This is a genomic window from Paenibacillus aurantius, from assembly GCF_032268605.1.
Classification (GTDB): domain Bacteria; phylum Bacillota; class Bacilli; order Paenibacillales; family NBRC-103111; genus Paenibacillus_AO; species Paenibacillus_AO aurantius.
In genome coordinates, this window is the sequence record NZ_CP130318.1 from 4,904,693 (window position 1) to 4,930,337 (window position 25,645).

The 25,645-nt window shown below is 59.3% G+C and carries 23 protein-coding genes; 2 read left to right on the plus strand and 21 right to left on the minus strand.

The genetic code is table 11. The annotated features are described in order from the left end of the window. Positions 1–8: 8 nt before the first annotated feature. The 3 genes from MJA45_RS22175 to MJA45_RS22185 form a co-directional block, all read right to left on the minus strand. Positions 9–1,610: an ATP-binding protein gene (locus tag MJA45_RS22175; protein WP_315604074.1), complete on the minus strand. Its 1,602-nt coding sequence runs from the start codon at positions 1,608–1,610 to the stop codon at positions 9–11. A gap of 263 nt (positions 1,611–1,873) precedes the next feature. Continuing rightward, entirely contained in the window at positions 1,874–2,635 is a 762-nt protein-coding gene (locus tag MJA45_RS22180; RefSeq protein WP_315604075.1) for a sugar phosphate isomerase/epimerase family protein, read from the minus strand. 118 nt (positions 2,636–2,753) lie between these two features. Further along, entirely contained in the window at positions 2,754–3,545 is a 792-nt protein-coding gene (locus MJA45_RS22185) for an RDD family protein (RefSeq protein ID WP_315604076.1), read from the minus strand. A 61-nt stretch (positions 3,546–3,606) separates the two neighbouring features. Between MJA45_RS22185 and MJA45_RS22190 the strand changes: the two genes are divergently transcribed. Further along, positions 3,607–4,572, plus strand: coding sequence for a stage II sporulation protein M (locus MJA45_RS22190; RefSeq protein ID WP_315604077.1), 966 nt, complete (start codon positions 3,607–3,609; stop codon positions 4,570–4,572). A gap of 33 nt (positions 4,573–4,605) precedes the next feature. On the opposite strand, the gene MJA45_RS22195 is transcribed toward MJA45_RS22190, so the two are convergent. From MJA45_RS22195 to MJA45_RS22265, 15 genes are all read right to left on the minus strand, one after another. Next, positions 4,606–6,033 carry a DUF58 domain-containing protein gene (locus MJA45_RS22195; protein ID WP_315604078.1) on the minus strand — a complete coding sequence of 476 codons (1,428 nt, stop codon included), beginning with the start codon at positions 6,031–6,033 and terminating at the stop codon, positions 4,606–4,608. Further along, positions 5,984–6,904 (minus strand): AAA family ATPase, encoded by a 921-nt coding sequence (locus tag MJA45_RS22200; RefSeq protein ID WP_315604079.1) that lies wholly within the window; start codon positions 6,902–6,904, stop codon positions 5,984–5,986. Before MJA45_RS22200 ends, MJA45_RS22195 begins: the two co-directional genes overlap by 50 nt. Next, complete coding sequence (locus tag MJA45_RS22205) at positions 6,901–8,043, minus strand: DUF4350 domain-containing protein (RefSeq protein ID WP_315604080.1); 1,143 nt, start codon at positions 8,041–8,043, stop codon at positions 6,901–6,903. Before MJA45_RS22205 ends, MJA45_RS22200 begins: the two co-directional genes overlap by 4 nt. Further along, positions 8,027–8,671 carry a DUF4129 domain-containing protein gene (locus MJA45_RS22210; protein ID WP_315604081.1) on the minus strand — a complete coding sequence of 215 codons (645 nt, stop codon included), beginning with the start codon at positions 8,669–8,671 and terminating at the stop codon, positions 8,027–8,029. The genes MJA45_RS22205 and MJA45_RS22210 overlap by 17 nt, the downstream gene beginning before the upstream one ends. Further along, positions 8,668–9,858, minus strand: coding sequence for a hypothetical protein (locus MJA45_RS22215; RefSeq protein ID WP_315604082.1), 1,191 nt, complete (start codon positions 9,856–9,858; stop codon positions 8,668–8,670). The genes MJA45_RS22210 and MJA45_RS22215 overlap by 4 nt, the downstream gene beginning before the upstream one ends. Positions 9,859–10,044: 186 nt before the next feature. After that, positions 10,045–11,058, minus strand: coding sequence for a LacI family DNA-binding transcriptional regulator (locus MJA45_RS22220; protein WP_315604083.1), 1,014 nt, complete (start codon positions 11,056–11,058; stop codon positions 10,045–10,047). A 238-nt stretch (positions 11,059–11,296) separates the two neighbouring features. Then, positions 11,297–12,136: a 5-deoxy-glucuronate isomerase gene (gene iolB / locus MJA45_RS22225; protein WP_315604084.1), complete on the minus strand. Its 840-nt coding sequence runs from the start codon at positions 12,134–12,136 to the stop codon at positions 11,297–11,299. 49 nt (positions 12,137–12,185) lie between these two features. Further along, complete coding sequence (iolG, locus tag MJA45_RS22230; RefSeq protein ID WP_315604085.1) at positions 12,186–13,229, minus strand: inositol 2-dehydrogenase; 1,044 nt, start codon at positions 13,227–13,229, stop codon at positions 12,186–12,188. Continuing rightward, entirely contained in the window at positions 13,226–14,104 is an 879-nt protein-coding gene (gene fba, locus MJA45_RS22235) for a class II fructose-1,6-bisphosphate aldolase (RefSeq protein WP_315604086.1), read from the minus strand. Before fba ends, iolG begins: the two co-directional genes overlap by 4 nt. Before the next feature lie 44 nt (positions 14,105–14,148). After that, positions 14,149–15,594, minus strand: a complete 1,446-nt coding sequence (locus MJA45_RS22240; RefSeq protein WP_315604087.1) for a CoA-acylating methylmalonate-semialdehyde dehydrogenase — start codon at positions 15,592–15,594, stop codon at positions 14,149–14,151. A gap of 25 nt (positions 15,595–15,619) precedes the next feature. Continuing rightward, positions 15,620–16,630 (minus strand): 5-dehydro-2-deoxygluconokinase, encoded by a 1,011-nt coding sequence (gene iolC / locus MJA45_RS22245; RefSeq protein WP_315604088.1) that lies wholly within the window; start codon positions 16,628–16,630, stop codon positions 15,620–15,622. A 2-nt stretch (positions 16,631–16,632) separates the two neighbouring features. Further along, entirely contained in the window at positions 16,633–17,544 is a 912-nt protein-coding gene (iolE, locus tag MJA45_RS22250) for a myo-inosose-2 dehydratase (protein WP_315608082.1), read from the minus strand. Between the two features lie 26 nt (positions 17,545–17,570). Next, positions 17,571–19,445, minus strand: coding sequence for a 3D-(3,5/4)-trihydroxycyclohexane-1,2-dione acylhydrolase (decyclizing) (gene iolD, locus MJA45_RS22255; protein ID WP_315604089.1), 1,875 nt, complete (start codon positions 19,443–19,445; stop codon positions 17,571–17,573). Between the two features lie 251 nt (positions 19,446–19,696). Next, entirely contained in the window at positions 19,697–20,167 is a 471-nt protein-coding gene (locus MJA45_RS22260; RefSeq protein WP_315604090.1) for a hypothetical protein, read from the minus strand. Positions 20,168–20,193: 26 nt separating this feature from the next. Then, a complete protein-coding gene (locus tag MJA45_RS22265; RefSeq protein ID WP_315604091.1) occupies positions 20,194–20,568 on the minus strand; it encodes a hypothetical protein in 375 nt (124 codons plus the stop codon). A gap of 188 nt (positions 20,569–20,756) precedes the next feature. Here MJA45_RS22265 and MJA45_RS22270 point away from each other — a divergent pair, with 188 nt between their 5' ends. After that, on the plus strand, positions 20,757–22,436 hold the full coding sequence (locus MJA45_RS22270) for an alpha-keto acid decarboxylase family protein (RefSeq protein ID WP_315604092.1): 1,680 nt from the start codon (positions 20,757–20,759) through the stop codon (positions 22,434–22,436). A 123-nt stretch (positions 22,437–22,559) separates the two neighbouring features. Here the strand turns inward: MJA45_RS22270 and sigJ are convergent, their stop codons facing one another. The 3 genes from sigJ to MJA45_RS22285 form a co-directional block, all read right to left on the minus strand. Then, positions 22,560–23,423 (minus strand): RNA polymerase sigma factor SigJ, encoded by an 864-nt coding sequence (gene sigJ / locus MJA45_RS22275; RefSeq protein WP_315604093.1) that lies wholly within the window; start codon positions 23,421–23,423, stop codon positions 22,560–22,562. Between the two features lie 45 nt (positions 23,424–23,468). Then, a complete protein-coding gene (locus MJA45_RS22280; protein ID WP_315604094.1) occupies positions 23,469–24,665 on the minus strand; it encodes an NAD(P)/FAD-dependent oxidoreductase in 1,197 nt (398 codons plus the stop codon). Positions 24,666–24,754: 89 nt separating this feature from the next. Continuing rightward, entirely contained in the window at positions 24,755–25,579 is an 825-nt protein-coding gene (locus MJA45_RS22285; RefSeq protein WP_315604095.1) for a helix-turn-helix transcriptional regulator, read from the minus strand. Between the last annotated feature and the right edge of the window lie 66 nt (positions 25,580–25,645).

Sequence of the window (25,645 nt, forward strand, 5' to 3'; positions counted from 1 at the left end):
AACGGACTTCAGCAGTCCTCACAGATCGGCAGTATGATGTCGAATCGGGTGCCGACTCCCTTTTGCGAGTGGATGATCATCATTCCTTTATGGTTCTCAACGATCCGGTAGCAGACCGACAGGCCGAGGCCAAGGCCGTTCTCCTTCGTGCTGAAGAACGGATTGAGCACCTTGTTGCGCTCCTCCTCCGTCATGCCGATCCCGGTGTCGGTGATGCTGATCTTGACCTTGTCCTGGTAGTCCTTCACTTGCACGGTGATCGTTCCTCCCCGGGGCATGGCATCCAAAGCGTTCTGGATCACGTTGACGAACACCTGCTTGATTTGAATCGGATCCACGAACACCTTGACCGGAAAGGGGCGAAGCTCGGGAATCAGCTGGGTATCGTTCAGAATGGCCTGGCTCTTCATCAAGTTGACCGTATCGAGAATAAGCTCCTGAAGGATGCACTCCCGGCGGTCCGGCGTGCTGGGCTTGGCCATGACGACGAAATCCGAAACAAGCTTGTTGACGTTCTTCAGTTCCTTATGAACAAGATCGAGGTACTTCCGTTCACTTTCCTGATCACGGAACCTTTCGAGGAGCAGCTGAATGAAACCCATGATGGAAGTAAGAGGATTGCGGATTTCGTGGGCAAGCCCCGCGGCAAGGCGGCCGATGGCTGAGAATTTCTCCGAATTGATGATCTGCTGCTCCAGCTCGAACCGTTCCGTGATGTCTCTCAGCTGCGCATAAGCCCCGATCAGCGTCCGGTTATCGTCATAGATCGGAATGGCGTCGAAGAGGCAGATGATCCGCCGGTCGAGCGAAATCGTAAACACCAGCTCCACATCCTCATAGTGCCGCCCGTTCTTCAACACCTCGTAGAGGTAATTGCCGAACTGCTCGAAGCTGAAGATCGAATTGCCCACGGCATCCTCCCGGCGCCGTTTGGTAATCTTCTCCGCGAACGAGTTGAATTCCGTGATGTTGCCGAAGTTATCGGTGACGATGACCCCGTTCTTGATTGTGTTGATCATCAGATGATTAAGCAGGTACTGGTTGCGGTTGTTTCTTCTAAGAAGCAGCTCCCTTTCCATCGAATCCACCATGTTCTCCAGCAGCGCCAGCTGAAAGACGCTGTAATCCGCGGCCGCATTCATAATACCCACCGTGCCGACCAGGTTGTTAATCTCGCGGAAATGAAACGGCACGCAGCAGCAGGCGGACAGACTCAGCTTATGATGAAAATGCTCCTCTCCCACGACTTCTACCGGGTGTCCCTGCTTCAGGGCCAAATGGACGGCGTTCGTTCCCATCTCCTGCTCGGACAGAAGGATGCCCTCTCTCATCCCCAGCTGGTGAATGACATCCTTCATGGTGGGATCGCCAAAAATTTCGAGGATGAAGCCGTTCTGATCGGCCAGAAGAATCAGGACTTCCATCCCCCTCAATAGGTCCAGTACACGGGTTCCAAAAAAGCTGACAACGGAGATTACCTCACTGTATTTAATCTTGCGCTGCATCAATTCCGCTTCGCTTAACACCGTTACGGGAACAGGAATGCTTGCCGGGTCCATCCCGGCGGCCAGGCATCTGGCTTTGGACTCCGTGACGTAAGACGCCTCCACCTGAACCCTCCTTATTAGTTGGTTAGTTACTATTTCTACAATCATGAAAAATTCCCTTTTATTTCAATAAAAATTTCTTCAAAAATTTTACAATATCCTCCATCTAAAGACCTATTTCCCCTTTTTCATCAAAAAAGACCCGAACCTTCCCCATCAGGAGAACGTCCGGGCCTTATCGAAACGAGAAAAATCGGGAGGGAGCTTCCGCCGGCGCAGCCGCTTTCGTCCCTCCTGTTCCCTTCCTAATCAGCTTCCTCTGCCGCTTACAGCAGGGTATGCAGGTGACGCAGGCTGATGTCCAGGCTTTCAAACGGATCCCGCCGGCATACATCCTGCTCCACCACATACCATTCCACCGAAGTTTCCCGGCAGGCGGCGATGATTTCGTACCAATTCATGTTCCCTTCTCCAAGCTCCGCAAACACCTGCTGGTCCTGAACGATCGCCATATCCTTCAAGTGGACTACGGCCATGCGTCCCTTGACCTTGTGGATCCAGTTCACCGGATTTGCGCCGCCCGCCTGAACCCAATACATGTCGAGCTCAAAGCCCAGGGACGGATCGGACTCCTCCAGCAGAATATCCATTCCCGTCCGGCTTCCGTCAAACTTCTCAAACTCGAATTTGTGGTTATGGTAGATTAACTGAAGCCCGGCCTCCGACAGCTTCTTCGCCGCATCCGAGGCCTCCGCCGCAAACCGGCGGTATCCGTCCGCATCCGCCCGGTAAGGCGACGGCATCGAGCCCACCCCGACGTACCGGCAGTCCCACAGCTTATGATCCCGGATCACCCCGTCCAGATCTTCTTTAAGCCGGTCAAACGAAATATGGGTGGCGCAAACCGATAAATCCGCTTCCTGGACAAGCTCCTTGAGCTTCTCAGGCTCAATGGGGCCGATCCCCGACACTTGAACCGTCTCGTATCCGATCTCTCTAACCTTCCGCAGGGTCGTACGCAGGTCCTCCGGGGTTTTGGCATGGTCCCTTAACGTGTAGAGCTGGGCGCCGATGGTCGACTTTTGCATCTGTGGTCCTCCCTGAAATTGGATTGATAAGAATTAGGGAAACAGTAAACCGCTTACACCTTCTTGTCTATCATAATCCAACCCGTCCGAAAGGGGCAACCCTAAAGGTCTGTCCCCTTTACAGCTCCCAGTCTTCGCGCAGCTGAAGATAAACGGCCACCAGATAGGCGGACGGGTCTTGAAGCAGACGTTCGTGATGCTGCAGCTTCTCCGCGAGATAGCGGGCTACGGGACGGGCAAGCTCGGACAGCCGCAGGGGACTCATTCCCGAAGAAAGGCTGTCGATCCAAGCGCTCAACAACACCCAGTCCTCCCGGGTAAAAGCCTGCCGGTCCGAATCATAAAGCACGACATGAGGAATGCGGCTCTCCCACTGCTGCAGAACGGAGTCGGTCCGCTTGCGGTTTCTCAGCCGCTCCTTCTGCTGCTCGGCAACCACCATCGTCCCGGCCACCATATCCCCGAGGCGCTTATCCCCGGAGCTGAAGAGCATAACCGCCGCCCCGAGGAAATACCCGAAGGGCAGAAAATCGAGTGGACGGAACAGGTTGCGGATAAGGATGGGAAGCAGTCCGGCGGAACGGCCGTCTTCCTGCAGAACGCGCAGGCCCATGATCCGCTTGCCGACGGTCTGGCCGCCCATGTAATATTCCATGACGATGAAATAACCGGCATTCAGCACCGCCACAAGCAGAATCGCGATGGCCAGCGCATAATCGGCGGTCGATCCGAAGCCGCTCCTCCACCCCAGCCCGCCAAGGGCGGCGACGATAATCAGGTTCGCGGCAAGGAGAAGGCCGGCGTCCACCACCTGGGCCATGGCGCGGCTGCCCACTCCCGCCGTCTGGTAATGGACCCGTACCTGCTCCGGGGTTAGAATGGTTTGTTCTTTCTGAAGGGAATCGTACAATCGCCTCCCCGCCTTTCCGAAAATATGGTAACCTTAGCTTTAGTCAAAGGAGGCGTATTTTTTGGATATTCCATCCTTCGTCAAACGGAATAGACCGCTCTGGAGAGAGCTTGAGGAGCTTCTCCCGCTTGCCGAAAAACGAAGCCGTCTGAAAGCGGCGGATATCGACCGCCTGACGGAGCTTTATCAGACCGCTTCTTCTCATCTGGCCGCCATGCAGGCTGCCCATCCCGGGGACGAGCGCACCGCTTACCTAAATCATCTGGTGGGCCGTGCCCACAACGCCGTTTACCAGGAAAGCGCGAGAAGCCGCGGACGGCTGTCGGCCTTCTACCTCCACCGGTTTCCTCAAATGATCGGGGAGAGAGGGCCTTTTGTCCTCCTGGCGCTCTTCCTCTTCGTTCTTGGAGGCTTCTCGGGGTTTCTCGCCGTGCAGGCGGATCCCCTTAATCTGAACAGTATCCTCCCTCCGTCCATTGCGGAAGGCATCCATCCGGAAGAGACCGATCAACCGCGCGGCGACCTGCACAGCCCACTGGTGTCCACCCAGATCATGACGAACAATATCCGGGTCGCCGTCCTGGCCTTCCTGAGCGGAGTGACGCTCGGGATCGGCACGGTCTATCTGCTCGTCTACAACGGGGTGCTGGTCGGGGCGCTCGCGGCCGTGTTCCTGCAGGCGGGGCGAAGCTATGTATTCTGGGCTTACATTCTCCCTCACGGGGTTATCGAGCTTACGGCGATTTTTATCGCGGGAGGAGCAGGATTGTTCATGGGCTACCGGATGTTCGTTCCCGGTCCTTACTCCCGCAAATACCGGTTTCAGCAAACGGCCAAGGAATCGGCCTTGCTCCTGCTCGGCACCCTTCCGCTGTTTGTGGCGGCGGGCGTCATTGAAGGCTACCTGACCCCGTCGACCCTTTCCTTGGAAGGTAAGTATCTGGTGGCCGGGGCCACCCTTCTTCTGCTCGCCGTCTATTATCTCTACGGCAGGTACCGGCTCGATAAGAGCGCCGTTAGCGCCTGATCCGCGTAAGGAAGTTCCGTACCGGATAAAGCACTAGAGCGCGTCCCGCGCTTTCCGCTCCAGGTAGAAGGTGACGGCTTCCAGGGCGAGCCGGTCGGCCGGGACATCCAGCACGGAGATGCCCCGGGCCGCCATCCTCTGCCGGTACTCGCGGCGGTCCGCCGAGAACTTGTGCGCCAGGCTCTGGATATAGGCGGTCCGGCTATCCTCCGCCGCAATCCGGCCCCACCGGTGGAGAAGCGGGTCCTGCAGCGAAAGGAGCAGCAGGCTCCCCTTCAGCCGGCCCGCATAGTAAGGGAGCTCCCGGTCGGTCAAGTAGTTCTCCATGTCGGAGAAAAGCACCGCGAAGGTGCGCTTCTTCAGGCGGAGGAGCAATTGGCCGAGAGCCGTTCCGAAGCTCGTTTCGACAAACTCGGGCTTCAGGTCGTATACGGCTTCCGTCAGCATCTGCAGGTGAGCGAGTCCGCGGCCGGGAGGAACGTAGGCCTTCACCCGGCTCGAGAAGGCGAGGAGCGCCACCTGATCGCCCTGCTTAAGCGCGACAGCCGCCAGCGCAAGGGCGGCTTCGAGGGTGCGGTCGAGCTTCACCTGTCCTTCCAGCTCGACGCCCATTCTTCTGCCGCAGTCGATGAGCAGCGTGACGATTTTGCCCTTCTCCGGCTGATAGAGGTTCGTCATGAGCTTGGCCGTGCGGGCCGACGCCTTCCAGTTAATGTGGCGGGGCTCATCCCCCTGCACGTACTCCCTCACCTGGGAGAAGTCCGAACCCCCGCGGTGCTTGCGGAATAGCCGGGTTCCTTCCAGGATGAGAGCATTCTGCATGGACCCGAGCACCCCGCGCACGTTCGAAAGGTCGGGGTAGATGCGGAGCTCGCTCCGGTGCTCGATCACCGTCTGCTTCTTCCACAGCCCCAAGCCGCCCCCGTACCGGATGGTCACGCAGCGGAAAAGATAGCGCCCCCGCTCCCCCGCCCGGGTCGAATAGGGTAGAACCAGGCGCCTTCCTTCCAGCCGTCCTCTTACCACCGGGAAGCCCTCCGCCTCCCGGGAGTTTTTCCCGGCCGTTCTGTCCACTCTGTCCGGTCCTTCCGGCGCTCCCGCAAAGGTAACGGGAAGGTCGTCAGCCACCTCCACCTGAAGCCGCCGGGGCTTCTCCGTCATGACCACGAGGCGGATCTCCAGGTCCTCCCCCACCTCGGCCTTCTCCGGCATCTCCCGCTTCACTGTCCACTCCCTTCTTGCCGGCAGCAGGGCAAGGTCGATCCCCCCGGCCAGGAGAAGAAGGCCGTTGTACAGCCAGAAAACGGTCATGCCGAGGCCAGCGGCATAACCCGCCGCCAGGGCCGCGCTTCCGAGTGCGGCGAGAAGAGCGAGCCGGGGAGTCGGAACAATCGAGTGCGACCCGAACGCTCTATCGAGGAACCGGTACAGCGGCGAGCGTTTCCTGGATGATGTGGTCACTGGTCCCTCCCTCCAGTTCCGTCTGGGGATTAAGCAGGAGGCGGTGCCTAAGCGCCGGCAGGGCCACGAGCTTGATGTCGTCCGGCGTGACGTAGGTCCGGCCTTCCATAAGGGCCCACGCCTTGGCCGCCATCATCACGGCGATGCCCGCACGGGGACTCGCCCCGAGCTGGACCCGCTTCGATTCCCGGGTGCGCCGGATAATGGCCGTGATGTAGCCGATCAGCGAGTCCTCGACGATCACCCCGGACAGCTCCTTCCGCAGCGCCCGGATCTCCTCCAGGCTCAGCACCTGTTGGACCGGTTCCTCCCGCTCCTCATGGAACGGAACATGCCCGCGTAAAATTTGCTTCTCCGCCTCTTCTCCGGGGTAGTCCAGCACAAGCTTGAACAGAAACCGGTCGAGCTGGGCCTCCGGCAGCGGATACGTCCCTTCGTATTCCACCGGATTCTGAGTGGCGATAACAAAGAACGGATCGGGAAGCCCGTAGGTGGTTCCCTGGATGGTCACCTGCCTCTCCTCCATCGCCTCCAGCAAAGCGGCCTGTGTCTTCGGGCCCGAGCGGTTGATTTCGTCCGCCAGCAGAATGTTGGCGAACACCGGTCCGCGGACCGTCGTGAACGCATTGTCCCTCAGGTTAAAAATGACGCTGCCCGTAATATCCCCCGGCATCAGATCCGGGGTAAACTGGATGCGCCGGTAATCGCCTCCGGTCAGACCGGCGAGCGTCCGGGCCATGCGCGTTTTGCCGAGGCCCGGCACGCCTTCGAGCAGGACGTGACCGCCGGCCAGCATCGCGGCCGCCAGCAGGCGGACGTTGCGCTTCTGCCCGTACAGCTTCTCCTCCATCGCTTCCAGCAGCTTCTTCATTCGTCCCTTCCCTCCTTCTCGATTCGGCGGATCAGCTCGCCGGCCTCCCGCGTCCGCTCCACGAACGCCTGGACCCCCCCGCCGGGGCCGGGCTCCGCCAGCAGCCGCGCGAGCCGCTCCGCTTCGGGCTCCGACCAGCGCAGGCGGGCGGCCTCCGCCGCTTCCTGCGGCGTCGCGCCCGGGCGCAGGCCCCAACGCTCGGCGAGCAGCTGGCGCAGAAAGCGCTGCTGGTGCCCGAGCGCCTCGGCCCGTGACCCGAGGCGCTCGTACCAGCCGGCTGCGGCCAGCAGCGTCTCGTCGCTGCGGCGGACGGTCCACGCGCGGGGCGTGTAGACCGGGCCGAAGCGCTTGCCGCGCAGCCAGAGCCAGAGCAGGAGCGCCGCGGCAAGCTGCACGCCGGCCAGCACCAGCCAGGCCGGATAGACGGCGAGCAGGCCGGGCTTCGTGCGGTAGCCGTGGTGGGCTTCGTCCACCAGGACGGTGGACCAGCCCCCGGCCATCAGCGGCCAGACCAGGTCAAAATGCGATTCCTTCGCAATTTGGCCGTTGGTCAGCCACTCGGGGGCGAGCACCACCGTCAGGCTGCCGCGGCCGGCCGGCTGACGGCTCACGAGCACCCCGGCCGCGTCGCTCAGCAGCACTTCGGCCTCCCCGTCCGGGAGGAGCCGGTCCGCTGTCTCGACCCGCGCCTCGGCGTCCGTTCCGGCCGGCGCTCCGGGGCCGGTCACCCGGCGGAGCTCTCCCGGAGCGGACGGGCTGCCGCCGGAAGCCGCTCCGTTCGCGACGCTCCAGGTGGACCAGCCCTCGGGGGACCGGTGGAAGAGAAGAAAACCGTTCCCCTGCTCTACCCAGCGGAGCAGGCGCTTCTTCTCCTCTTCCGTTACCCCCGCCGGCTGAACGGCGACCAGCAGATGACCGGTTCCCTCGGGAAGCCGGTCCCAGCCAAGTCTCCATTCCTTCACCTGGGGCCCCCGCTCCTGCAGCAGCTCTCTCCAGGCCTTGATCCCGTCGGTATCGGCCGAGAAGGACAAGTAGGCCGGAAGATTGCGCGCGGCCGGCTGGACTACCCAGAAGCCGAGCAGCAGAAAGAGGGCCACGCTGGCCGCAAGCCCCGCATACAGCTTAGGGAACCTTCGCATAGGCGTCCTCCTTCCGGCTGACGGCTTGCTCCGCCCATTCGCGGATGGCGGCGCAGCTGTCGGGGCCGGCCTCCTCCCGTCCATACCAGACTCTCTCAAATAGGCGGGAGCAGTCCCGGTAAAGCGGGGAGAGCGAAGGAGCGGTCTCCTCCAGCTCCCCGGCGTAATCCCAATTCGTTTTCCATTTCTCTACCCGGACAAGCTCCTTCTCATTCAGATAGAACAGAAGGGCCAAATAGAAAGCCCTCACCCCTTCTCTCCACTCGCCGGCTCTCTCCTTCTCCTCCGCCAGCTTCCAGTAATGCCGGTACGACCGGTCCTCGCCATCCGCCGGATAATAAGAGTAGCCCGGCCAGGCGCCCTTTCGCACAAGCTGCCTGGAGAACCAATAGACGGCATAGCCCGCCAGGGCCACCAAGAGGACGAGCAGGATATCATTCAGAAAAGAAGCGGTTCCCCGCGGCAGGGTGACGTCCGGAAAGTGCTGGCGCAGCCACCGGACAACCGGCTTCAGGGTGTCCATCAGAAAGGACCCTCCGTCCCCCTGCTCATACGCCCGGTATTCTTTCCCCGCCAAAATCTCTTCCAACCGCTCCCGGTCGCGGGCGGCGGAATCCGGCTGGATCATTTCTCCTCATCCGGCCGGGGCCCGGCTTCCGGCTCCCGGCCGTCCTTGCGGTCCGGCTCCGTTTCCCGATCGGCGGTGCCCCCGCTTGGGCTTCCGTTCAGGGAATCGGAAAGGGGGCGTTCCGTGCGGCGCTCCCTATAGGAATCCTCGACCGGACGTGCCTGTTCCCCTTCCCCGCGGCTTACCCCAAACGGGTCTGCAGCCTCGCGGTCTCCGTAGGAAGCTCCTCCGACTCCTCCATAGACCGTACTCTGGATAAGCCTTTCCAGACCGGCTCCGTCCGACCGCACGGTCAGATCAAAATAACTGACCGCATAGGGAACGAGCCACAGCGGAAAGAGAACCAGGGTGAGGAGCGTCTGCAGCAGCTGACCGGCCAACCCGCCGCCGGCAACCGCCCCGATTACAAGACCAACCACCAGCATGAAGACATACAGGATAATCCCCAGCACGAAATACATGAAGAACAGACGCCAGAAGCTTCCGCGCGTCAATCTCCAACTCCGGCCGAGGCCGGGCGCATCTTCCCCTAATGCCACGGAAGGAAGATAATAGCCCCAGCGGATCATAAAGAAGAAGATGCCGATAAACAGAGCCGCAAAAATGAGAAACATGAACAGGACGGCCGCTCCTATTCCGCCCGAACCTCCGAACAGATTGCCGGCGGCTCCCAGAACCACGGCCACAATCACGACCCCGATCACAACCGCTAGGTAGATGCCCAGCATGCATAAGCCAAAGAGAAGGCTGCTCCCGAGCAGGGCGCCGAAGCGGCGGAAAGCTTTCTTCAACAGCTCCCCGATGGAGGTCCCTTCCTCTCCGTAAAGGACGGCCCGGACGAGGTACACGACCGACGACACGGCAACCGGCATCAAGCCGAACATAAAGAGGGGCAGCGCCAAAAAAGTAAACAGCAGCACCCGGCCGATGGCCTCCGGAGCCACGACTTGGTTCGCCGCCCCGCGGCTCAAAATGTCCTCGACGGACGCTCCCGACTGGATCTCGCTTATCCAGGAAGCCGAATCTCCGGCGTCGGACGTTCCTAAGAGCAGATGATACAGCAGATAGAACGGTCCGAATAAAATAAGGCCGATTAAAAATAACGTAACAAAATGCTTGCGGTACAGCTGGAAGCTCCGGTCCAGCAGCTTGCCGATGCCTGCCGGCTGAAGCGGCGTGTTTTCCATTCTCTTTTGTCCTCCTCTAGTCTGGTATAAGGCTAAAGAATTAAATTTCCTGCCCTATTATACACTAAAGTATTCTTACCCTGGCAATCTTTATCAGCATCAGCTTATCCTTTTCTGGAATAAAACGACAAAACCCCTTCAGGCGGGCCGTTTGGCCTCTCTCCTGAAAGGGTTCATCATTTCGGGTTATTGCGGGGCGGGGGCGGTAGAGCGGCGGGCCTTCAGCTCCGGCTTCAGGACCACCCGCTGCCTCTCGGAATCCCGTCTCTGCAGGCAGGCCGCCAGCCGGTCAAAAGCGAGCCGGCCCATCTCCTCCATCGGCTGGGCGACCGTCGTCAGCGGCGGGTCGGTGACCGAGGCCAGAATGGTGTCGTCGAAGCCGACGATCGAAAGACCCTCCGGCACAGGGATTCCTTTCTCTTTGGCCGCCTGCAGCGCTCCGATCGCCAGCAGATCGTTGCAGCAGAAGATCCCCGTCGGGCGCTCCTCCGGCGGCAGGGCGAGCAGCTCCAAGGCCCGCCGCTTGCCATCCTCTACCTTGTATTCGCAGACGGCAATGCTCTCCTCCTCCAGGGCGATCCCGGCCGCGGACAAGCCTTCCCGGAAGCCCCGGATCCGCTCCCGGGAGGAGCTGACCTTGCGGCTTTCGGCCAGCACCGCCAATCTCCGGTGGCCAAGCGAAACGAGATGCTCCGCGGCCAGCCGGCCGCCGGTCTCGTCATCCGTCACCACCGTGTCGACGGATAACGCCGGCGCTTCGCGCGCGATCATGGCGAGCGGGACGCCATTGGCCTGAAGACGGCGAAGGATGTCGAGGTCCTCGATTCCCGTACCGATGATGATGCCGTCGACGCTTTTTTGCTGAAGCAGGGTTAAATACCGCTCCACCCGCTCATCCCGGTTGTCGGTGCTGCAAATGATGACGCTGTAGCCCTCCTGATGCGCCCGGTCCTCCACCGCCCTCGCGATCTCCGCAAAAAAGGGGTTGGAGATGTCCGGAATGAGCATGCCTACCGTATAAGTCTGCTTCCCCATCAAGGCGGAGGCGATGACACTCGGCTGGTACTGCAGCCTTTCCATAATTTCTAATATTTGCTCCCGCCGCTTCCGGCTGACCTTGCCCTTGCCGTTAATGGCGTTCGACACGGTTGCAATCGATACCCCGGCCTCTTTGGCTACATCGTAAATGGTTGCTTTCATCGCTCTTGTCCGAAATCTCCTTTGCCTCTGTCCCTGGCTTAAACGGCGGTCGGGCCGCCTCCGGAATGGGAAGCGGCCCGACTTTCTTCCGCCCGTCCAAGGGGCTGTTCTCCCGGTTATCTCCTACTGCTATTATGCCGATAGGGAGAGGAAGTTGCAAACCTTTACTCGGCCCGCTTGCTGGCGGTGCCATATCCGTGAGGAGGGTTCTACGTTCCTATCGCTCGTATCCAGAGGCTTACTCGCCGGCCGCGTTACCGGATAAGGCACCAGGCGGCGTCATAATCCAGCTGTGATCCGGGTCGTTATGGAACTTCCAGGTCCGGTGCGGGCCCGCCATGACATTCAAGTAGTAGACGTCGTAACCTGGAGGGGCCCCCACCGGATGATACCCCCGGGGCACGAGGACGGCTTCCCCGTTACGCACCACCAGCGTTTCATCGAGCGAACGGTCATCCGTATACACCCGCTGGACGGCAAAGCCCTGGCCGGGATCCACCCGGAAGTAATAGGTTTCCTCCAGAAAGGATTCGTCCGGAAGCGCGTCCCGGTCGTGCTTGTGGGGCGGGTAGCTCGACCAGTGGCCATTCGGGGTGAACACCTCGACCACGAGCAGGCTGTCCGCCGGCTCTCCCTCCGGCAGAATATTATGGATCTGCCGCTCCAGATTGCCGTATCCTCGCGTTTCGGTTCCTACTTCACCCGGCGAAATGAGCCGGGCGGCATGCGTTCCCTTCCCCGGCGCGGAACAAACCGCGAGCTCCAGCTCCGTAACCGCCGTCACGCGGTAATGGTCCCCGTTCGGAACGTAGACGGAGCAGGGGGGCTTTTTCTCGAAAATGCTCATCCGGTCGCCCACGTTCTCCCAAGCTTCCCGGGCCGTCGCGACATCCGCCCGGCCGCTCAGCAGAACCAGGCAAACCTCCCGGTCCCCGGTTTCCCGGCGTATGGTCTCTCCGGGGGAAAGCCGGAGCACCTCGAAGCCCACATACTCCCACCCGGCGGATTCGGGGGTAATGTTCATCAGCCTTCCTTCCGGACCGGGCGGTTGGGCCGGCGATACGATCAGGTTGGACATGGTGCGCACCTCGTTTCCGTAGTATTCCGGCGGTCAGGCCGGATGTGTTCTAATGAGCGAAGGTTACTTGCTTTCTCAGCTCGCTGATTTCGGACAGCTTCACCGGACGGTTCAGCTTCTGGGACAGCTTGGCGGCAAGTGCGATCCGTTCCGCCTGCAGGGCATCGGTGCCGTCGACCGCAAGCGGCGTCCCGTTAACGAGCGAGTCGATAAACCGCTTGGTCTCTTCGACATAGGCCTCGTTGTAGCGTTCGAGGAAGAAATGAAGCGGCTTGTCGCTTGTGATCCCTTCCGAGGTACTGACGACGGCCGTATTGGGATGATCGTTTGCGACGCTTACGCTGCCGCCCGAACCGAAAACCTCCACCCGCTGGTCGTACCCGTAAACCGCCTTGCGGCTGTTGTCGATCATGCCGAGCACATCGTTCTCGAAGCGGAGGAACGTCACGGCCGTGTCGATATCACCGAACTCGGCGAACGCCTGATCGATCATCACGCTTCCCTGGGCGTACACCTCGGATACCTCGCTCCCCGTCAGGAAGCGGGCCATGTCGAAGTCATGAATCGCCATATCCATAAAAAGTCCTCCCGAAACCCGGATATAATCCCGGTGAGGGGGATTCGGGTCCCGGGACGTAATTTTCACGAGATGGGGCTCCCCGATCGTTCCCCCGGCAATGTGCTCCCGGACTCTTTTGAAATTGTGGTCAAACCGGCGGTTGAAGCCGATCTGCAGCTTGACCCCCGCTTTGCGGACGGCTTCAATCGCTTCCTCGGTCTGGTCGATGTCCATGCTGACCGGCTTCTCGCAGAAAACGTGCTTGCCGGCCTCCGCAGCCTGTTTGATCAGCGGAACATGCGTGTCCGTCGACGAGCAGATGAACAGCGCATCGATCTCCGGATCGTTGATCAGGTCCGCGCTGTCCGTCGTCAGGGTGCGGATGCCGCGTTCGTCCGCCCAGGCCTTCAGCTCGGGGCCGGCGAACAAATCGCTTACCGCCTTCACTTCGACCTCCGGCAGGCGGAGGAGGTTCTCCGTATGAATTTTGCCGATCCGTCCGGCGCCGATGATTCCAATTCTGATCTTCGTCATGATAGGCTTCCTCCTGCTTTTCCCGAGCTTTGAAACAGACGAATTTTGTCCTGCACCGCCGACTGGATGGCCTGGCGGGCCGGAATAAGGTAAGACCGCGGATCATAGGCCTCTGGATGCTCCGCCAGATAGGCGCGGATAACGGCCGTGCAGGCGGCCTGGTTGTCGGTGTTCACGTTGATTTTGGCCGTTCCGAGCGAGATGGCCTGACGGATCTCCTCTTCCGGAAGGCCGCTTCCGCCGTGAAGCACGAGAGGCAGGCCGGTCAGGCGCCGGATTTCGCCCATCCGTTCGAAGCCGAGCTTCGGCTGGCCCCGGTACGGACCGTGCACGGAGCCGAGGGCGGGGGCGAGACAGTCGATGCCCGTTTCGCGGACCATCCGGACGCACTCTTCCGTGACGGCGTACATTGCCTCCGCCTCGTCCACGACGAGGTCGTCTTCCCGGCCGGTAATCCGCCCGAGCTCCGCCTCTACCGAGGCTCCCAGGGCGTGGGCGGCTTCCGTCACGCGGGCCGTGATGTCGATATTGCGGTCCAGCTCATGATGCGACGCATCGATCATGACGGACGTGAAGCCCGCGTGGAGCGCTCGTAGGCACACCTCGTAGGAGGAGCCGTGATCCAGGTGAAGGGCGACCGGAACGGTTGTGCCGTAATGCTCCATGAGCGACCGGACCATGCCCGCGATGCAGGGCAGGCCTCCCATGTAAGGGATATACGCTTCGCTGACTCCAAGGATCACGGGGGTCTTCTCTTCCTCCGCCGCCAGCAGAATGGCCTGGGTGAACTCCAGGTTGTTTAAATTGAACTGCCCGACGGCATAGCCTCCTTCCAAGGCCTGCCGTAGCATGGATGTCATGGAAACCAGCTTCATCGTCAACTTCCTTTCCCATGGCCTAACGACGGCCATCCGTTAGCTTACCAGCGGGTGGTGACCATTTTCTTGCGGGTATAGAACTCGACTCCGTCCATGCCGTTGGCATGAAGATCGCCGTAGAACGACTTCTTCCAGCCCGAGAAGGGGAAGAACGCCATCGGAGCCGGGACTCCCAGGTTGACGCCAAGCATTCCCGCGTCGATCGTTTCGCGGAACTGGCGCATGTTCGCCCCGCTGCGGGTAAAGAGGCACGCCCCGTTCGCAAAGTCGGACTGATTGGCGTAAGCAATGGCCTCTTCCAAGCTTTCCGCCCTCATGATGGAAAGCACCGGAGCGAAGATTTCGTCCTCCCACAGCTTCATGCCGGTTTGAACCCCGTCAAACAGCGTGGGCCCGACAAAATAGCCTTGGCCGGATACCGCCTCATCGCTGCGTCCGTCCCGTACCAGCTGTGCCCCTTCCTTCTCTCCATTCTCGATGTAGGAAAGCGTCCGCTCCTTGTGAGGACCGCGGATAACGGGGCCGAGGAAGGTCCCCTCCTCCATGCCGTTGCCGATCGTAAGCTTATCCGACGCTTCCTTCAGCCGGCTGACGAGCTCCTCGCCGATCTCTCCGACGGCCACCACCACGGAGCAGGCCATGCAGCGTTCCCCGGCCGAGCCGAAGGCGGCGTTGATGATCTCCTTCACGGCCAGGTCGAGGTCGGCATCCGGCAAGACGATCGAATGGTTCTTCGCTCCCGCGAGAGCCTGAACCCTTTTGCCGTTCGCCGAGGCCGTCTTGTACACATACTCCGCCACCGGCTGGGAGCCGACGAAGGATACGGCCCGGATGCCCGGGTGCTCCAGAATCCCGTTCACCACATCGCGGGCCCCATGGACGATATTAAACACTCCTTCCGGAAGACCGGCTTCCTGGAAGAGCTCGGCGAGCCGGTTCGCAAGCAGCGGGGTGCGCTCGGACGGCTTCAGCACGAACGTGTTCCCGCAGGCGATCGCAAGCGGAAACATCCAGCACGGCACCATCATCGGAAAGTTAAACGGCGTAATGCCGCCGACGACTCCCACGGGGTAGCGGAACATGCCCGATTCGAGGTTCGTCGCAATGTCCGGCAGCTGCTTGCCCATCATGAGATTGGGGGCTCCGGCCGCGAACTCCACGCATTCGATGCCGCGCTGCACTTCGCCGTACGCTTCGCCGTAGCTCTTGCCGTTCTCCAGTGTCACGAGCCGGGCCAGCTCTTCCCAGTGCTCAACGAGCAGCTGCTGGTACTTGAACAGTACCCGCGCCCTCTTCGGAACCGGCGTACGGCTCCAGCCCGCGAAGGCCTTCTCCGCCGCCTGCACCGCGCGGTCCACGTCCTCCTTAGTAGATAGGGGGACCTGGGCCAGAATCTCCTCCGTCGCCGGGTTATAGACGGCCTCCGTCTCCTGTGCTGCGGATTCGACCCATTCACCGCCGATCCAATTCTTCAACCGTTCTGCCATCGTGATGTACCCCTTTCCTCGTTCCTTAATTGGCGGTAATTTCCCCGCGTTCGCAGCGGGCGATATAGTCGTCCACCTGGGCCGACGTCGGCATGGCGTCCGAGCAGCTGTGGCTCGAGATGACGATGCAGGCCGCGGCACTTCCGTACTCCATGCTCTTCTCCAGCGTCCAGCCCTGCATCAGGCCGTACAGGAAGCCGGCGGCGTAGGAATCCCCGGCTCCGAAAGTTTTGACCACCTTGGCGGGGAACGTCTGGGCGCGGTGCTCCTGCCCGTCCTTCGTGTAGGCGATGGAGCCGTCCTTGCCGTGCTTGATGATCACGATCTGCGCCGAGTGGCGGAACCATTTGGACGCCGTCACCTGATCGCTCCGCTCCGGGTTCTGCTCGAAGCGCTCCATCATGTCAAACTCCTCGCGCGTGCCGAGGATAATGTCGCATTTCTCCGCCGCCAGGTTGTAGTACACGGCGGTTTCTTCTGCCGAGGTCCAAGTGTAAGGCCGGAAGTCCAGATCGAAGGCGATGACGCAGCCATGCTTTTTGGCATAATCGAGGGCAAGGAACACCGCTTCCCGGGAAGGGCTTGCGGCAAGCGCTGTGCCGGAGATGAGAAGCATTTTCGAACGGGCGATGACGTCCTCGCGGACTTCTCCCGGCGTCAGCTTGAGGTCCGCCGCGTTGTCCCGGTACATGAGGATGCTGCAGTCCGTCGGGCTTTTGATCTCGGTAAAAGCCAGACCGGTCACGGCGCCCGTCCGGTCCGTCACGACATTTCCCGTCTCAATCCCGTTGCGGGTCAAATAGTCTTCGATGAACCGGCCCATCTGGTCGTCGGCGATTTTGCCGATAAAGGCCGTTTTGAGCCCGAGCCTAGACAGCCCGATCGTGATATTGGCAGGGGAGCCCCCGACATACTTGGTAAACGTGCTCGTCTGTTCCATGGGACGGTTGATTTCATTTGCGTTCAGATCGATGCACAATCGGCCGATGGCCGTAAAATCCAGCTCTTTGGAAGAAGGAAAAGCTACATAAGTCATCGTTAGTCACCCGCCTTTGCCGGAGTTAGGGATTCCAAATACTTGATCGCTTGCTGCGCCAGCTCATAGGCCGGATGCTCCGCCGGGTCCTGTTCCCCTTCTAGCATCGCCCAGCCGCTGTAGCCCCGATCCAACAATTCCGAGAGGACGGGCCGGAAATCGAGATCACCGTCACCCGGGACGGTAAAGACTCCCCGCCGGATGCACGTGATGAAATCGGCGTTCTCGGCTCTTGCTTCCTCCAGGACGGAGCGGCGGATATCCTTCAGATGAATATAGGCGATGCGGTCGTAATGCTTGCGCAGCACATCCAGCGGCTCCGCTCCGCCGTAATAGGCATGGCCCGTATCGAACAGAAGATAGACCAATTGGGGATCGGTGATTTCCATCAGGCGGTCGATCTCTTCGGGACGCTCGACCGCCGTGCCTCCATGATGGTGGTACGTAAGCTTCAGCCCGTGCTCCCTGGCGATGGCTCCCGCGGCATTCAAGCCCTCGGCGAGACTCGCCCATCCCTCCTCGTCGAGACGAAGAACCTCCCTCTCATTCGGCGTTCGCCGGGGATCGAAATGCAGCGACCCACCGACCTCACAGGTGCTGATCACTTCGCTGCCCATCTCCTTCAGGAACAGCACATGCTTCCGGTATGCTTCCAGCTCCTCCTCCCGGTAAGAGGGGTCCGAGAACAGCACGGACTTCCATTGGGAAACGAGCTGAAGGTTCCGGCGGGCGAGCTCCTGCTTGAGGATGGATGGATCCGTCGGATACTTGCGGCCCATCTCGGTTCCGCGCAGCCCGAGCGCCTGCATTTCGTCAACGATCTGCTCAAAAGGGGTGCTTTCCCCGTGCTCCTTAACGTCCTCGCCGACCCAGTTGATCGGATGCGCCCCCAGCCGGAAAGGCCAATTCGGCATTGCCATAAATGGAATCTTCCTCTCATTCAGAATGGTTTAGCGGCTTGAATCCGTTTCTTCATTTCCTGGTGGGCTTCGACGACCTTCCCGCTCTCCGACACCTCCGGCACGCCCACATTCCACCACGACTCATAGCCGTCCGTGTTGGTTCCCGGAACGACAGGAATCTCGATCAGCGTCGTCCGGTTCTCCTTCTTGGCATCGGCGATGGCCTGGCGCAGCTCCTCGGCGGTACTGGCCTTGTAGGATGCGGCCCCCAGGCTGCGGGCATGCGCCGCGAAATCGATCGGCAGGTACCCGCCCGTCAGGCGGCCCGTTTCCTTCTCACGGTAGCGGAATTCGTTGCCGAAGCCGTCGCTTCCGTGCCCGCGCTGCAGGTTGTGGATGCATTGAAAGCCGTGGTTGTCGAACAGCAGCACGGTGATTTTGCGGCCTTCCTGCAGGCTCGTGATCAGCTCGGAATGCAGCATCAGGTAGCTGCCGTCCCCGACGAGGGCATAGACTTCCCGGTCCGGATCGGCGAGTGCGGCGCCGAAGGCTCCGCTTACCTCATAGCCCATGCAGGAGAAGCCGTATTCCATATGGTAGGTGCGCGGCTCTTCCGGCCTCCACAGCCGGTGCAGGTCCCCCGGAAGGCTTCCCGCCGCGCATACGACGACGGAGCCGGCCCCGATGGATTCCTGGATGACGCCGAGGGCGCGGGTCTGCGCGAGTCCTTCTTCATGCTCCAGTGCATACAGCCGGTCCACTTCCGCTTCCCATTCCCGCTTTAAGGCCGCGATTTCCCCTTCGGCATACCCGGAACGGTAAGGGGAATCGCCTTCCCCGGTTAATGCCTCGCGCAAGGCGGCCAAGCCTTCGGCCGCATCGGCCTGTATGGCCGCCCCTCCCCACTTGGCGGAGTCGAAGGCGCTTACATTGAGGTTCAGGAACTGAACCTCCGGATGACCGAACGCCGATTTCGACGCGGTCGTAAAATCGGAGTAGCGCGTCCCGACGCCGATGATGAGGTCGGCCTCCCGGGCGAGCCGGTTCGCGGCGCTCGTGCCGGTTACCCCAACCCCTCCTGTATTCAGGGGATGGTTCCACGGCAGGGAGCTTTTGCCCGCCTGGGTTTCGGCTACCGGGATATGGAACGCCTCGGCAAATTCCTTCAGCTCCTCCATCGCTCCGGAGTAGAGAACCCCGCCTCCCGCGATCAGGAGCGGTCTCTTCTTCCCGCGAAGCAGGTCCGCTGCGCGCTTTACCGCTTCCTTAGAAGCCGGCTGCCGGTCCACATAATGAACCCGCCGGGTGAAGAACTCCTCCGGGTAGTCGTAGGCTTCCGCCTGCACATCCTGCGGGAGCGCCAGCGTTACGGCTCCGGTCTCCGCCGGGTTCGTCAGAACCCTCATCGCCTGCAGCGCGGCGGACATAAGCTGCTCCGGTCGGACGATCCGGTCCCAATACCGGCTGACGGCCTTGAACGGGTCGTTCGCAGAGACCGTATAGTCCCCCGGCACTTCGAGCTGCTGCAAAACCGGATCCGGCTGCCGGGAAGCGAAGTTATCGCCCGGAAGCAGGAGCACGGGAATGCGGTTGACGGTGGCGGTGGCCGCCGCGGTCACCATGTTAAGCGCGCCGGGGCCGATGGAGGTGGTGCAGGCCATGATCCGGCGCCGGGCGCTCTGCTTGGCGAAGGCCGCCGCTGCGTGCACCATTCCCTGCTCATTTTTTCCCTGGATGTACACAAGGCTCCCCGGGCTCCGCTCCAGCGCCTCCCCTATGCCGGTCACATTCCCGTGGCCAAAAATGCCCATCACTCCATGCACGAACTTCGTTTCCCTGCCATCGACCGACAGGTACTGCTGATCCAGAAACTTCAGCAGAGCCTGAGCCATCGTCAGCCTAATGGTTCCCATGAGCGTCCTCCTTCAAATGGATTAAGCGCTTAATCTTGTCCGTAAAAAAAAGCGTTTGTCTTTTTACTAATTTATTTAGGACTATGCTGCACCTGCCGTTTACCGGCCTGCTTATATATAAGGTTAGGCTTGCCGGAGGCAATTTTTCTGTTTCTACACTGGCCGAATAAAGAAATGGCCTTGGTTTTTAAGATGAGGTTAAGCGCTTATTCTCACGATATCATGAAACCCCTTTCCTTCGCAATCTTTTTTTAGGCAATCCGGGATGAATTCTTGAAAGCTGGAAGGCAGGGAAAACGGGTCGTTGCCACCGTAACTTCTCTCTTCCGGGGTACCGGCAATAAGGAGGGATCGTGGCTGATCCAGCCTTTTAGTTCCGCCTTCCTAAAAAACCTCTGCAGTTCTGCGTAGCTGGACGTCTTAAGGAGCAGCTTTTCCGAATCGAAAACCAAGGCCGCGGGGAATTGTTGAAGCCCGAATGCCTCCTTTGCCTCCGGCATGTCGTACATCCCGATAATATTCTCTATTTTCGATTGGTAGGGGTTTAGATCGAGCAGTGCTTTGTTAAAAGAAAGCTTCATCTGTGCGCTGTCGGCGTAAACGAGATAGACCTGGTATAGTCCTTCATCACTCGAAACCCATTTCGAAGTAAATTTCTCTTCAGCAGTGGTGCAGCCCGTCAACAAAAAGCTAACTAACAGAACAATCGGAAATGCTCTCATCCGGAGCCTCCTTCGTCGGTCTATTCCTACAAATCCTCGAACCCTAAGAGGGCAACCGACAGAACCCCAACAGCCAGGATATGAACAATAGTGAAAATAAGGTGAGCAGAGAATTTCCATTCCGTGACCGAGCCATTGAACTTCTTTACGACCTTCTGGATCAGGCAACCAAATAAATTCATGACCAGTAAAGACTGGGCCGTCCATTGGGACAGCGTAAGAAAGGCAGGCGTGTTGTTGACATTGGGGAGCAAGAACCCATTTAACGGCTCAAAGCTCCAGAATAAAGGATCTTCACCCACGCTGCAAAATGAATCGGAATGGCGATCACCAAATTTTCTCGCATGGAGTCCGGCTTCCCGTCCTTCTTCAACAACGTACCTCCCTTGTTCTGTGACCATGCTAGGGGTTCCTAAATCCCCATTATCCATATTATAACATTACTTCCTCCTCTTGAGAGCCAATCCTTATCCTACCAAACACGGAATGAACCCCAGAGGGGAACCGGTTCCCGGTTACTCTGGTTTTTTGGATAAAGCCGAATAACAAGGGTAATAAGTAAGGAGACCGAAGGGAAAGGAGAAGTAAAATGACCGAAGAACAGGATAAATCATCTGTCACACTGGGAGTGTTTTTGCTGGATTGCCTTAAAAAGGAGGGTATCCGCGAGATTTTCGGAATCCCGGGAGACTATAATTTTACTCTGCTCGATGCTCTGGAGCAGTACGAAGGCATCGATTTCATTAACGGCCGCAACGAGCTTAACGCTGGATACGCAGCCGACGGCTACGCCAGGATAAAAGGAATGGCGGCCCTCATTACGACTTTCGGCGTCGGGGAGCTTAGCGCGTGCAATGCCATCGCCGGTTCTTACAGTGAAAGCGTACCGGTCATTCACATCGTAGGTTCGCCCAAATCCATGCTCCAGCAGGAGCATAAGCTGCTTCACCATACTCTGCATGACGGCAACTACGACGCTTTCCGCCAAGTGTATGAGCCGATTACCGCCTACACCGCGGTGGTCACCCCGCAGAACGCCGCCATCGAAATTCCGGCCGCTATCCGAATAGCCAAAGAACGGAAAAAACCGGTTTATCTGGTCGTCGCGATCGATCAGGTGACGCAGCCCATCGTGCCCCGTTCTTTTCAACCCGAGGACAAGCAAACGAACGCCAGCTCGCTGGAAGCGGCTACGGCTCATGCCCGTCGGCTGCTGGATAACGCCAAGAGCGCGGTGATTCTTGCGGATCATCCGGTGCAGAGGTACGGGCTCGGCCCCCAGGTTCAGAAGCTGTCGGAAGCCATGCAGATTCCTACGGCATCTATGATGCTCGGCAAGAGCTCTTTGGATGAGAGCCACGCTAACTACATCGGAATGTATGGCGGGGCGTTTGGCAGCCAGGAGGTTAGCGCCGTGGTGGAAGAGGCGGATTGTGTCCTAGCCGTCGGGGTCGTCTGGTCGGACAGCAACACCGCTAACTTTACCGCCAAGCTGGAATCCTCCCGCATGATCCGGATCCAGCCGGATCATGTGCAAATAGGGGAAGCCGCCTACCGGAACATTAAAGCGGAAGACATGCTGTCCGCCCTTCAGGCTGTCGGGTTTCAACCGAAAGCGGGCATTCCGCAGGTTTCTTTTCCGTATGACACGGTCACCGGCGGAGCCGATGAGCCGCTTACCTCGGCCTCCTACTACCCGCGGTTCCAGCGGATGCTGAAGCAAGACGACATCTTGGTGGTCGACACGGGCACGCTGACTTACGGCCTGTCCCAGGTTCGGCTTCCCCAGGGAGTCGATTACATCGCGCAGGCCGGCTGGGAAAGCATAGGCTACGCCACTCCGGCTGCCTTCGGGGCCAGTGTAGCGGGCGGCCAACGCCGCGTTCTGTTGTTTACCGGGGAAGGGGCGCTGCAGCTGACGGTTCAGGAAATAAGCTCCCTGTTGGCTGGCGGGTACCACCCCATCATTTTTGTTCTGAACAACAGCGGGTATACGATCGAGAAATACCTGAATGTCAAAACCCGGAATCAGAAGTACAACGAGATTCCCCAGTGGTCGTATACGAAGCTGGTCGAAGCCTTTGGCGGAGACGCCTACACCGTCCAGGTAAGAACCAACGGCGAGTTGGATGACGCCATTGAAGAGGCAGCCCGGCGGAACGCGGAAAGCATGAGCATTATCGAGCTAATCACCGACCCGATGGACGCGCCGGCCTATCTCCACAAAATGAGGGAGTATTTGAAGATGCAGGAGAACCAGCAAAGCTAGCAGAAGAAGAAGAAAACAGGCAGCCAGGGCGGCTGCCTGTTTATTTGCGTACGCGCTCGTTTACAAGCTGTCTGTTCTTTCGATGGGTCATAACAGCGAGGGATGGGGGCTCCAGCCGACTGCTTAAACCCGGGCAAGCTTATCCGGGTTCACTACGAAATAGATTCTGGCAAGCTTACCTTGCCGGAGCTGGATAAACATGGCGCCCAGCGTTTCATTCCCCGAACGAAAGACGATTCCGGCCTCCCCGTTCAGAGAGGCCCTCTCGAATTGAAGACTATTCGGATAAAAGGACTGGGCGTTCTTAAACACGCCGAGCAGGAACCGAGCCACGCGATCGCGCTCTTGCAGAGGACGCGTCGACGCGGTTACTTTGCCGCCTCCATCGGAGACGAGCATGACGTCTTCGGTCAACAGAGACATCATATGATCGACGTTCCCTTGCTCGAGAGAGGAAAGGAACCGGCTTACCCATTCCATTTCCACCGCTTCCGCCGCAACCGGCTCCTCTTCGGATATTCCCATCTTGCCTCTGGCCCGGCTTAACAGCTTGCGGCAGTTCGCTTCCTGCTTGCCGAGCAGTTCCGCAATATCGGGATAATCGAAGCCCAGCCCCTCACGCAGGACGAAAACTGTCCGCTCTGCCGGCGTCAACCGCTCCAACAGGACCAGCATGGCGTAAGACAGCAGATCGCGGCGGACGACCGTCATCTCGAGCGTATCCGTCTCCTGTGTCCGAATCGGTTCGGGCAGCCAAGGCCCTACATACATCTCCCTCTTCTTCCGCGCCGACTTCTGCTGATTAAGGCAGTGATTGGTTACCATTTTGCACAGATACGCCTTCGGCTCCTCCAATCGTTCGGGATGCACGTCGCAGGCCTTAACAAACACGTCCTGTACCGCATCTTCCGCGTCTGCCGCCGAGCCTGTCAATTGATACGCCAGTGTAAACAGCAGCGCTTTGTATTGATCGTACAGTTCCTCCATTCGCCTTCTTCCCTTCTCCGGGCTGTTGAGCTTGGTCTCTTGTTTTTATCGAAGCCTACTGCCTGCATCCCATGCCAGATTGCGGATTTTCCACGCCAGCTTTCCCGTTATGATCATATCCAGTCCCCATTTGCGTCCCCACACCAATCCGCGGTTTTCCCCCAGACCGATGCAGAAGAATTCCAAGATGGAACTCGGGGATTTGTGAACCGGCGCGGGGCGGCCCTCCAGATCGGATAACAGGATTTTCCCCAACCGATCGGCCTGCAGCCCGCCTTCTCCGCATCTCATAAGATCCGCCTTGCCGTTTCTCGGATCGACAATTCTTGCACAGTCTCCAATGCTGTAGACGCCAGGCGCCCCCTTGACGCGATAGCATTCATCCACCAGCACTTGGCCATCAGGGGTAAGGGGCAAGCCCATCTGGCGAAGGGCCGGATTCGGAATCAGACCAATCGTCCATATGCATAGACCAACCGGCAGACGATCCCCATTGCTGAGCGTCACCCCTCCTGCTTCCTCCTGCATCACCTTACGGTTGTAAAGTACGGTTACGCCGCATTCTCGGAGGATCTGATCCAATTTACGTCCAACCTTCTCGGATCCTTCCAGGAATAAGCGTTTCTCTCCACTCAGCAAATAGACCGAGATATCGGATGGGGTAAGTCCTAGAGACGAGGCTTCCTTCCGCATCTCAAGAGCCAGCTCGGCGGATGTCTCTACACCGCTGATGCCCGCTCCCGCAACCGCTATGGACATCAGCCGCTTTCGTTCCGCAGGGTTCGTCTCGCCGGCAGCTCTCTGCAGGTTGGCGTGCCAGCGCCTCCGGATGTCCGCCGCGGTTTGCAGGTCGGTCAGAGCGATGCCGCCCTGATCGGGATTCGGCTGCCGAACGATGCTGCCGATCGCTACGACCAAAAGGTCATAATCCAGGCGGGCCTCCTTCCCTTGCCCATCCTCATAGTGAAGCTGTTTTCCTCTGCTGTCCACGGACGTAACCGTACCTTGGATGAATTCAACCCCTTCGAAAAACGAATAGTGCGTCCAGGGAATCATAATCTGCTCCTCGCCCACGGCCGGACGGAACAGAAGAATTTTGCGCACATGACCGGGCTGCTTGTCGATCAGAATAAACCGAATCCGCCGCCCGCCCGCCATGTCCCGGGTCTCTTCCTTTATCGCTTTGAGCGCTCCCAGCCCTACATGGCCGCCTCCGATAACTATACAGGTCAAGTCGTTCATCTTTCCCCAGCTCCTTTTGCGTTTTGCCCATATAACAACGCAAGGCTCTGATTTGTGACATCGGAGGGGAACGAAATGAGAGAGGCTAATTACCTTTCCAAAAGCGGCGAGAGCTTGGCAGAGGTCTTCGATGCACAGGTATAAAGAATGAACTTCTGATCCGTTCCGTCAGCAACCTCCAGGGTGACATGATCAAATTCGAGGGCCCCTAGCTTCTCGTGCTCCATTTGCTTAAGACCATCCGGGATTCTTTTCACATCATGGCGGGACCACCATGAGGAGAATTCCTCACTGTTCTGCTTGAGATCTTCGATCAATTCCCCGAACCACGGATCTCCCGGGTAACGCGCACAGTCTGCGCGAAACTGAGCAATCAGACTTTGGGCAAGCTGCTCCCAATTCCAATGCCGGCGCAACACGGGACTCGTGAAGGTCCGCCAAATTAAATTTCGTGAATGAGGAGGAGCTATATCCGAAAAGGAAAAAACAAGCTCCGCGGCCCTGTTCCAGATCAGCAGGTCCCACCGTCTTCCTATGATGTAGGCGGGATGGGGATTGAGGGCTTGTACCGCCTGCCGCAAGGAAGGGCTGACGGTTTCCTCCGGCGGAGTATTCGTTAGGGTCGAGGATAACGGCTGGGCCAACCGGAACAGATGCCGGCGCTCAGCAAAAGTCAGTTGAAGCGCCTCGGCCAGGCTCTCCAAAACTTGTTCAGAGGGATGAACGTTTCTCCCCTGTTCCAAGGCCACATACCAGGAGGTTCCGATATTGGCCAATTGGGCTATTTCCTCACGTCTCAGTCCGGGCGTCCGACGACGGCTGGTTGAAGGAAGATTTACATCCGCCGGGGACAAACGGGCCCTGCGTGTCGTTAGAAAATCGGCTAGAGCTTCCCGCCTCTCTAAATCGTCCATTGTGCTTCCCCCTATCCTGACTCTTCCCATCCTACGATAAACTGAATCTGGTCCTACGATAAACTA

Coding starts and splice junctions, on each gene's coding strand:
- iolD (WP_315604089.1), bottom strand. CDS start 19,445: ATGGGAACCATTAGGCTGACGATGGCTCAGGCTCTGCTGAAGTTTCTG.
- MJA45_RS22240 (WP_315604087.1), bottom strand. CDS start 15,594: ATGGCAGAACGGTTGAAGAATTGGATCGGCGGTGAATGGGTCGAATCC.
- iolC (WP_315604088.1), bottom strand. CDS start 16,630: ATGACTTATGTAGCTTTTCCTTCTTCCAAAGAGCTGGATTTTACGGCC.
- MJA45_RS22210 (WP_315604081.1), bottom strand. CDS start 8,671: ATGATCCAGCCGGATTCCGCCGCCCGCGACCGGGAGCGGTTGGAAGAG.
- MJA45_RS22270 (WP_315604092.1), top strand. CDS start 20,757: ATGACCGAAGAACAGGATAAATCATCTGTCACACTGGGAGTGTTTTTG.
- fba (WP_315604086.1), bottom strand. CDS start 14,104: ATGAAGCTGGTTTCCATGACATCCATGCTACGGCAGGCCTTGGAAGGA.
- MJA45_RS22205 (WP_315604080.1), bottom strand. CDS start 8,043: ATGCGAAGGTTCCCTAAGCTGTATGCGGGGCTTGCGGCCAGCGTGGCC.
- iolE (WP_315608082.1), bottom strand. CDS start 17,544: ATGCCGAATTGGCCTTTCCGGCTGGGGGCGCATCCGATCAACTGGGTC.
- MJA45_RS22200 (WP_315604079.1), bottom strand. CDS start 6,904: ATGAAGAAGCTGCTGGAAGCGATGGAGGAGAAGCTGTACGGGCAGAAG.
- MJA45_RS22180 (WP_315604075.1), bottom strand. CDS start 2,635: ATGCAAAAGTCGACCATCGGCGCCCAGCTCTACACGTTAAGGGACCAT.
- MJA45_RS22265 (WP_315604091.1), bottom strand. CDS start 20,568: ATGGTCACAGAACAAGGGAGGTACGTTGTTGAAGAAGGACGGGAAGCC.
- MJA45_RS22220 (WP_315604083.1), bottom strand. CDS start 11,058: ATGAAAGCAACCATTTACGATGTAGCCAAAGAGGCCGGGGTATCGATT.
- MJA45_RS22285 (WP_315604095.1), bottom strand. CDS start 25,579: ATGGACGATTTAGAGAGGCGGGAAGCTCTAGCCGATTTTCTAACGACA.
- MJA45_RS22215 (WP_315604082.1), bottom strand. CDS start 9,858: ATGGAAAACACGCCGCTTCAGCCGGCAGGCATCGGCAAGCTGCTGGAC.
- MJA45_RS22280 (WP_315604094.1), bottom strand. CDS start 24,665: ATGAACGACTTGACCTGTATAGTTATCGGAGGCGGCCATGTAGGGCTG.
- MJA45_RS22260 (WP_315604090.1), bottom strand. CDS start 20,167: ATGAGAGCATTTCCGATTGTTCTGTTAGTTAGCTTTTTGTTGACGGGC.
- iolG (WP_315604085.1), bottom strand. CDS start 13,229: ATGACGAAGATCAGAATTGGAATCATCGGCGCCGGACGGATCGGCAAA.
- sigJ (WP_315604093.1), bottom strand. CDS start 23,423: ATGGAGGAACTGTACGATCAATACAAAGCGCTGCTGTTTACACTGGCG.
- iolB (WP_315604084.1), bottom strand. CDS start 12,136: ATGTCCAACCTGATCGTATCGCCGGCCCAACCGCCCGGTCCGGAAGGA.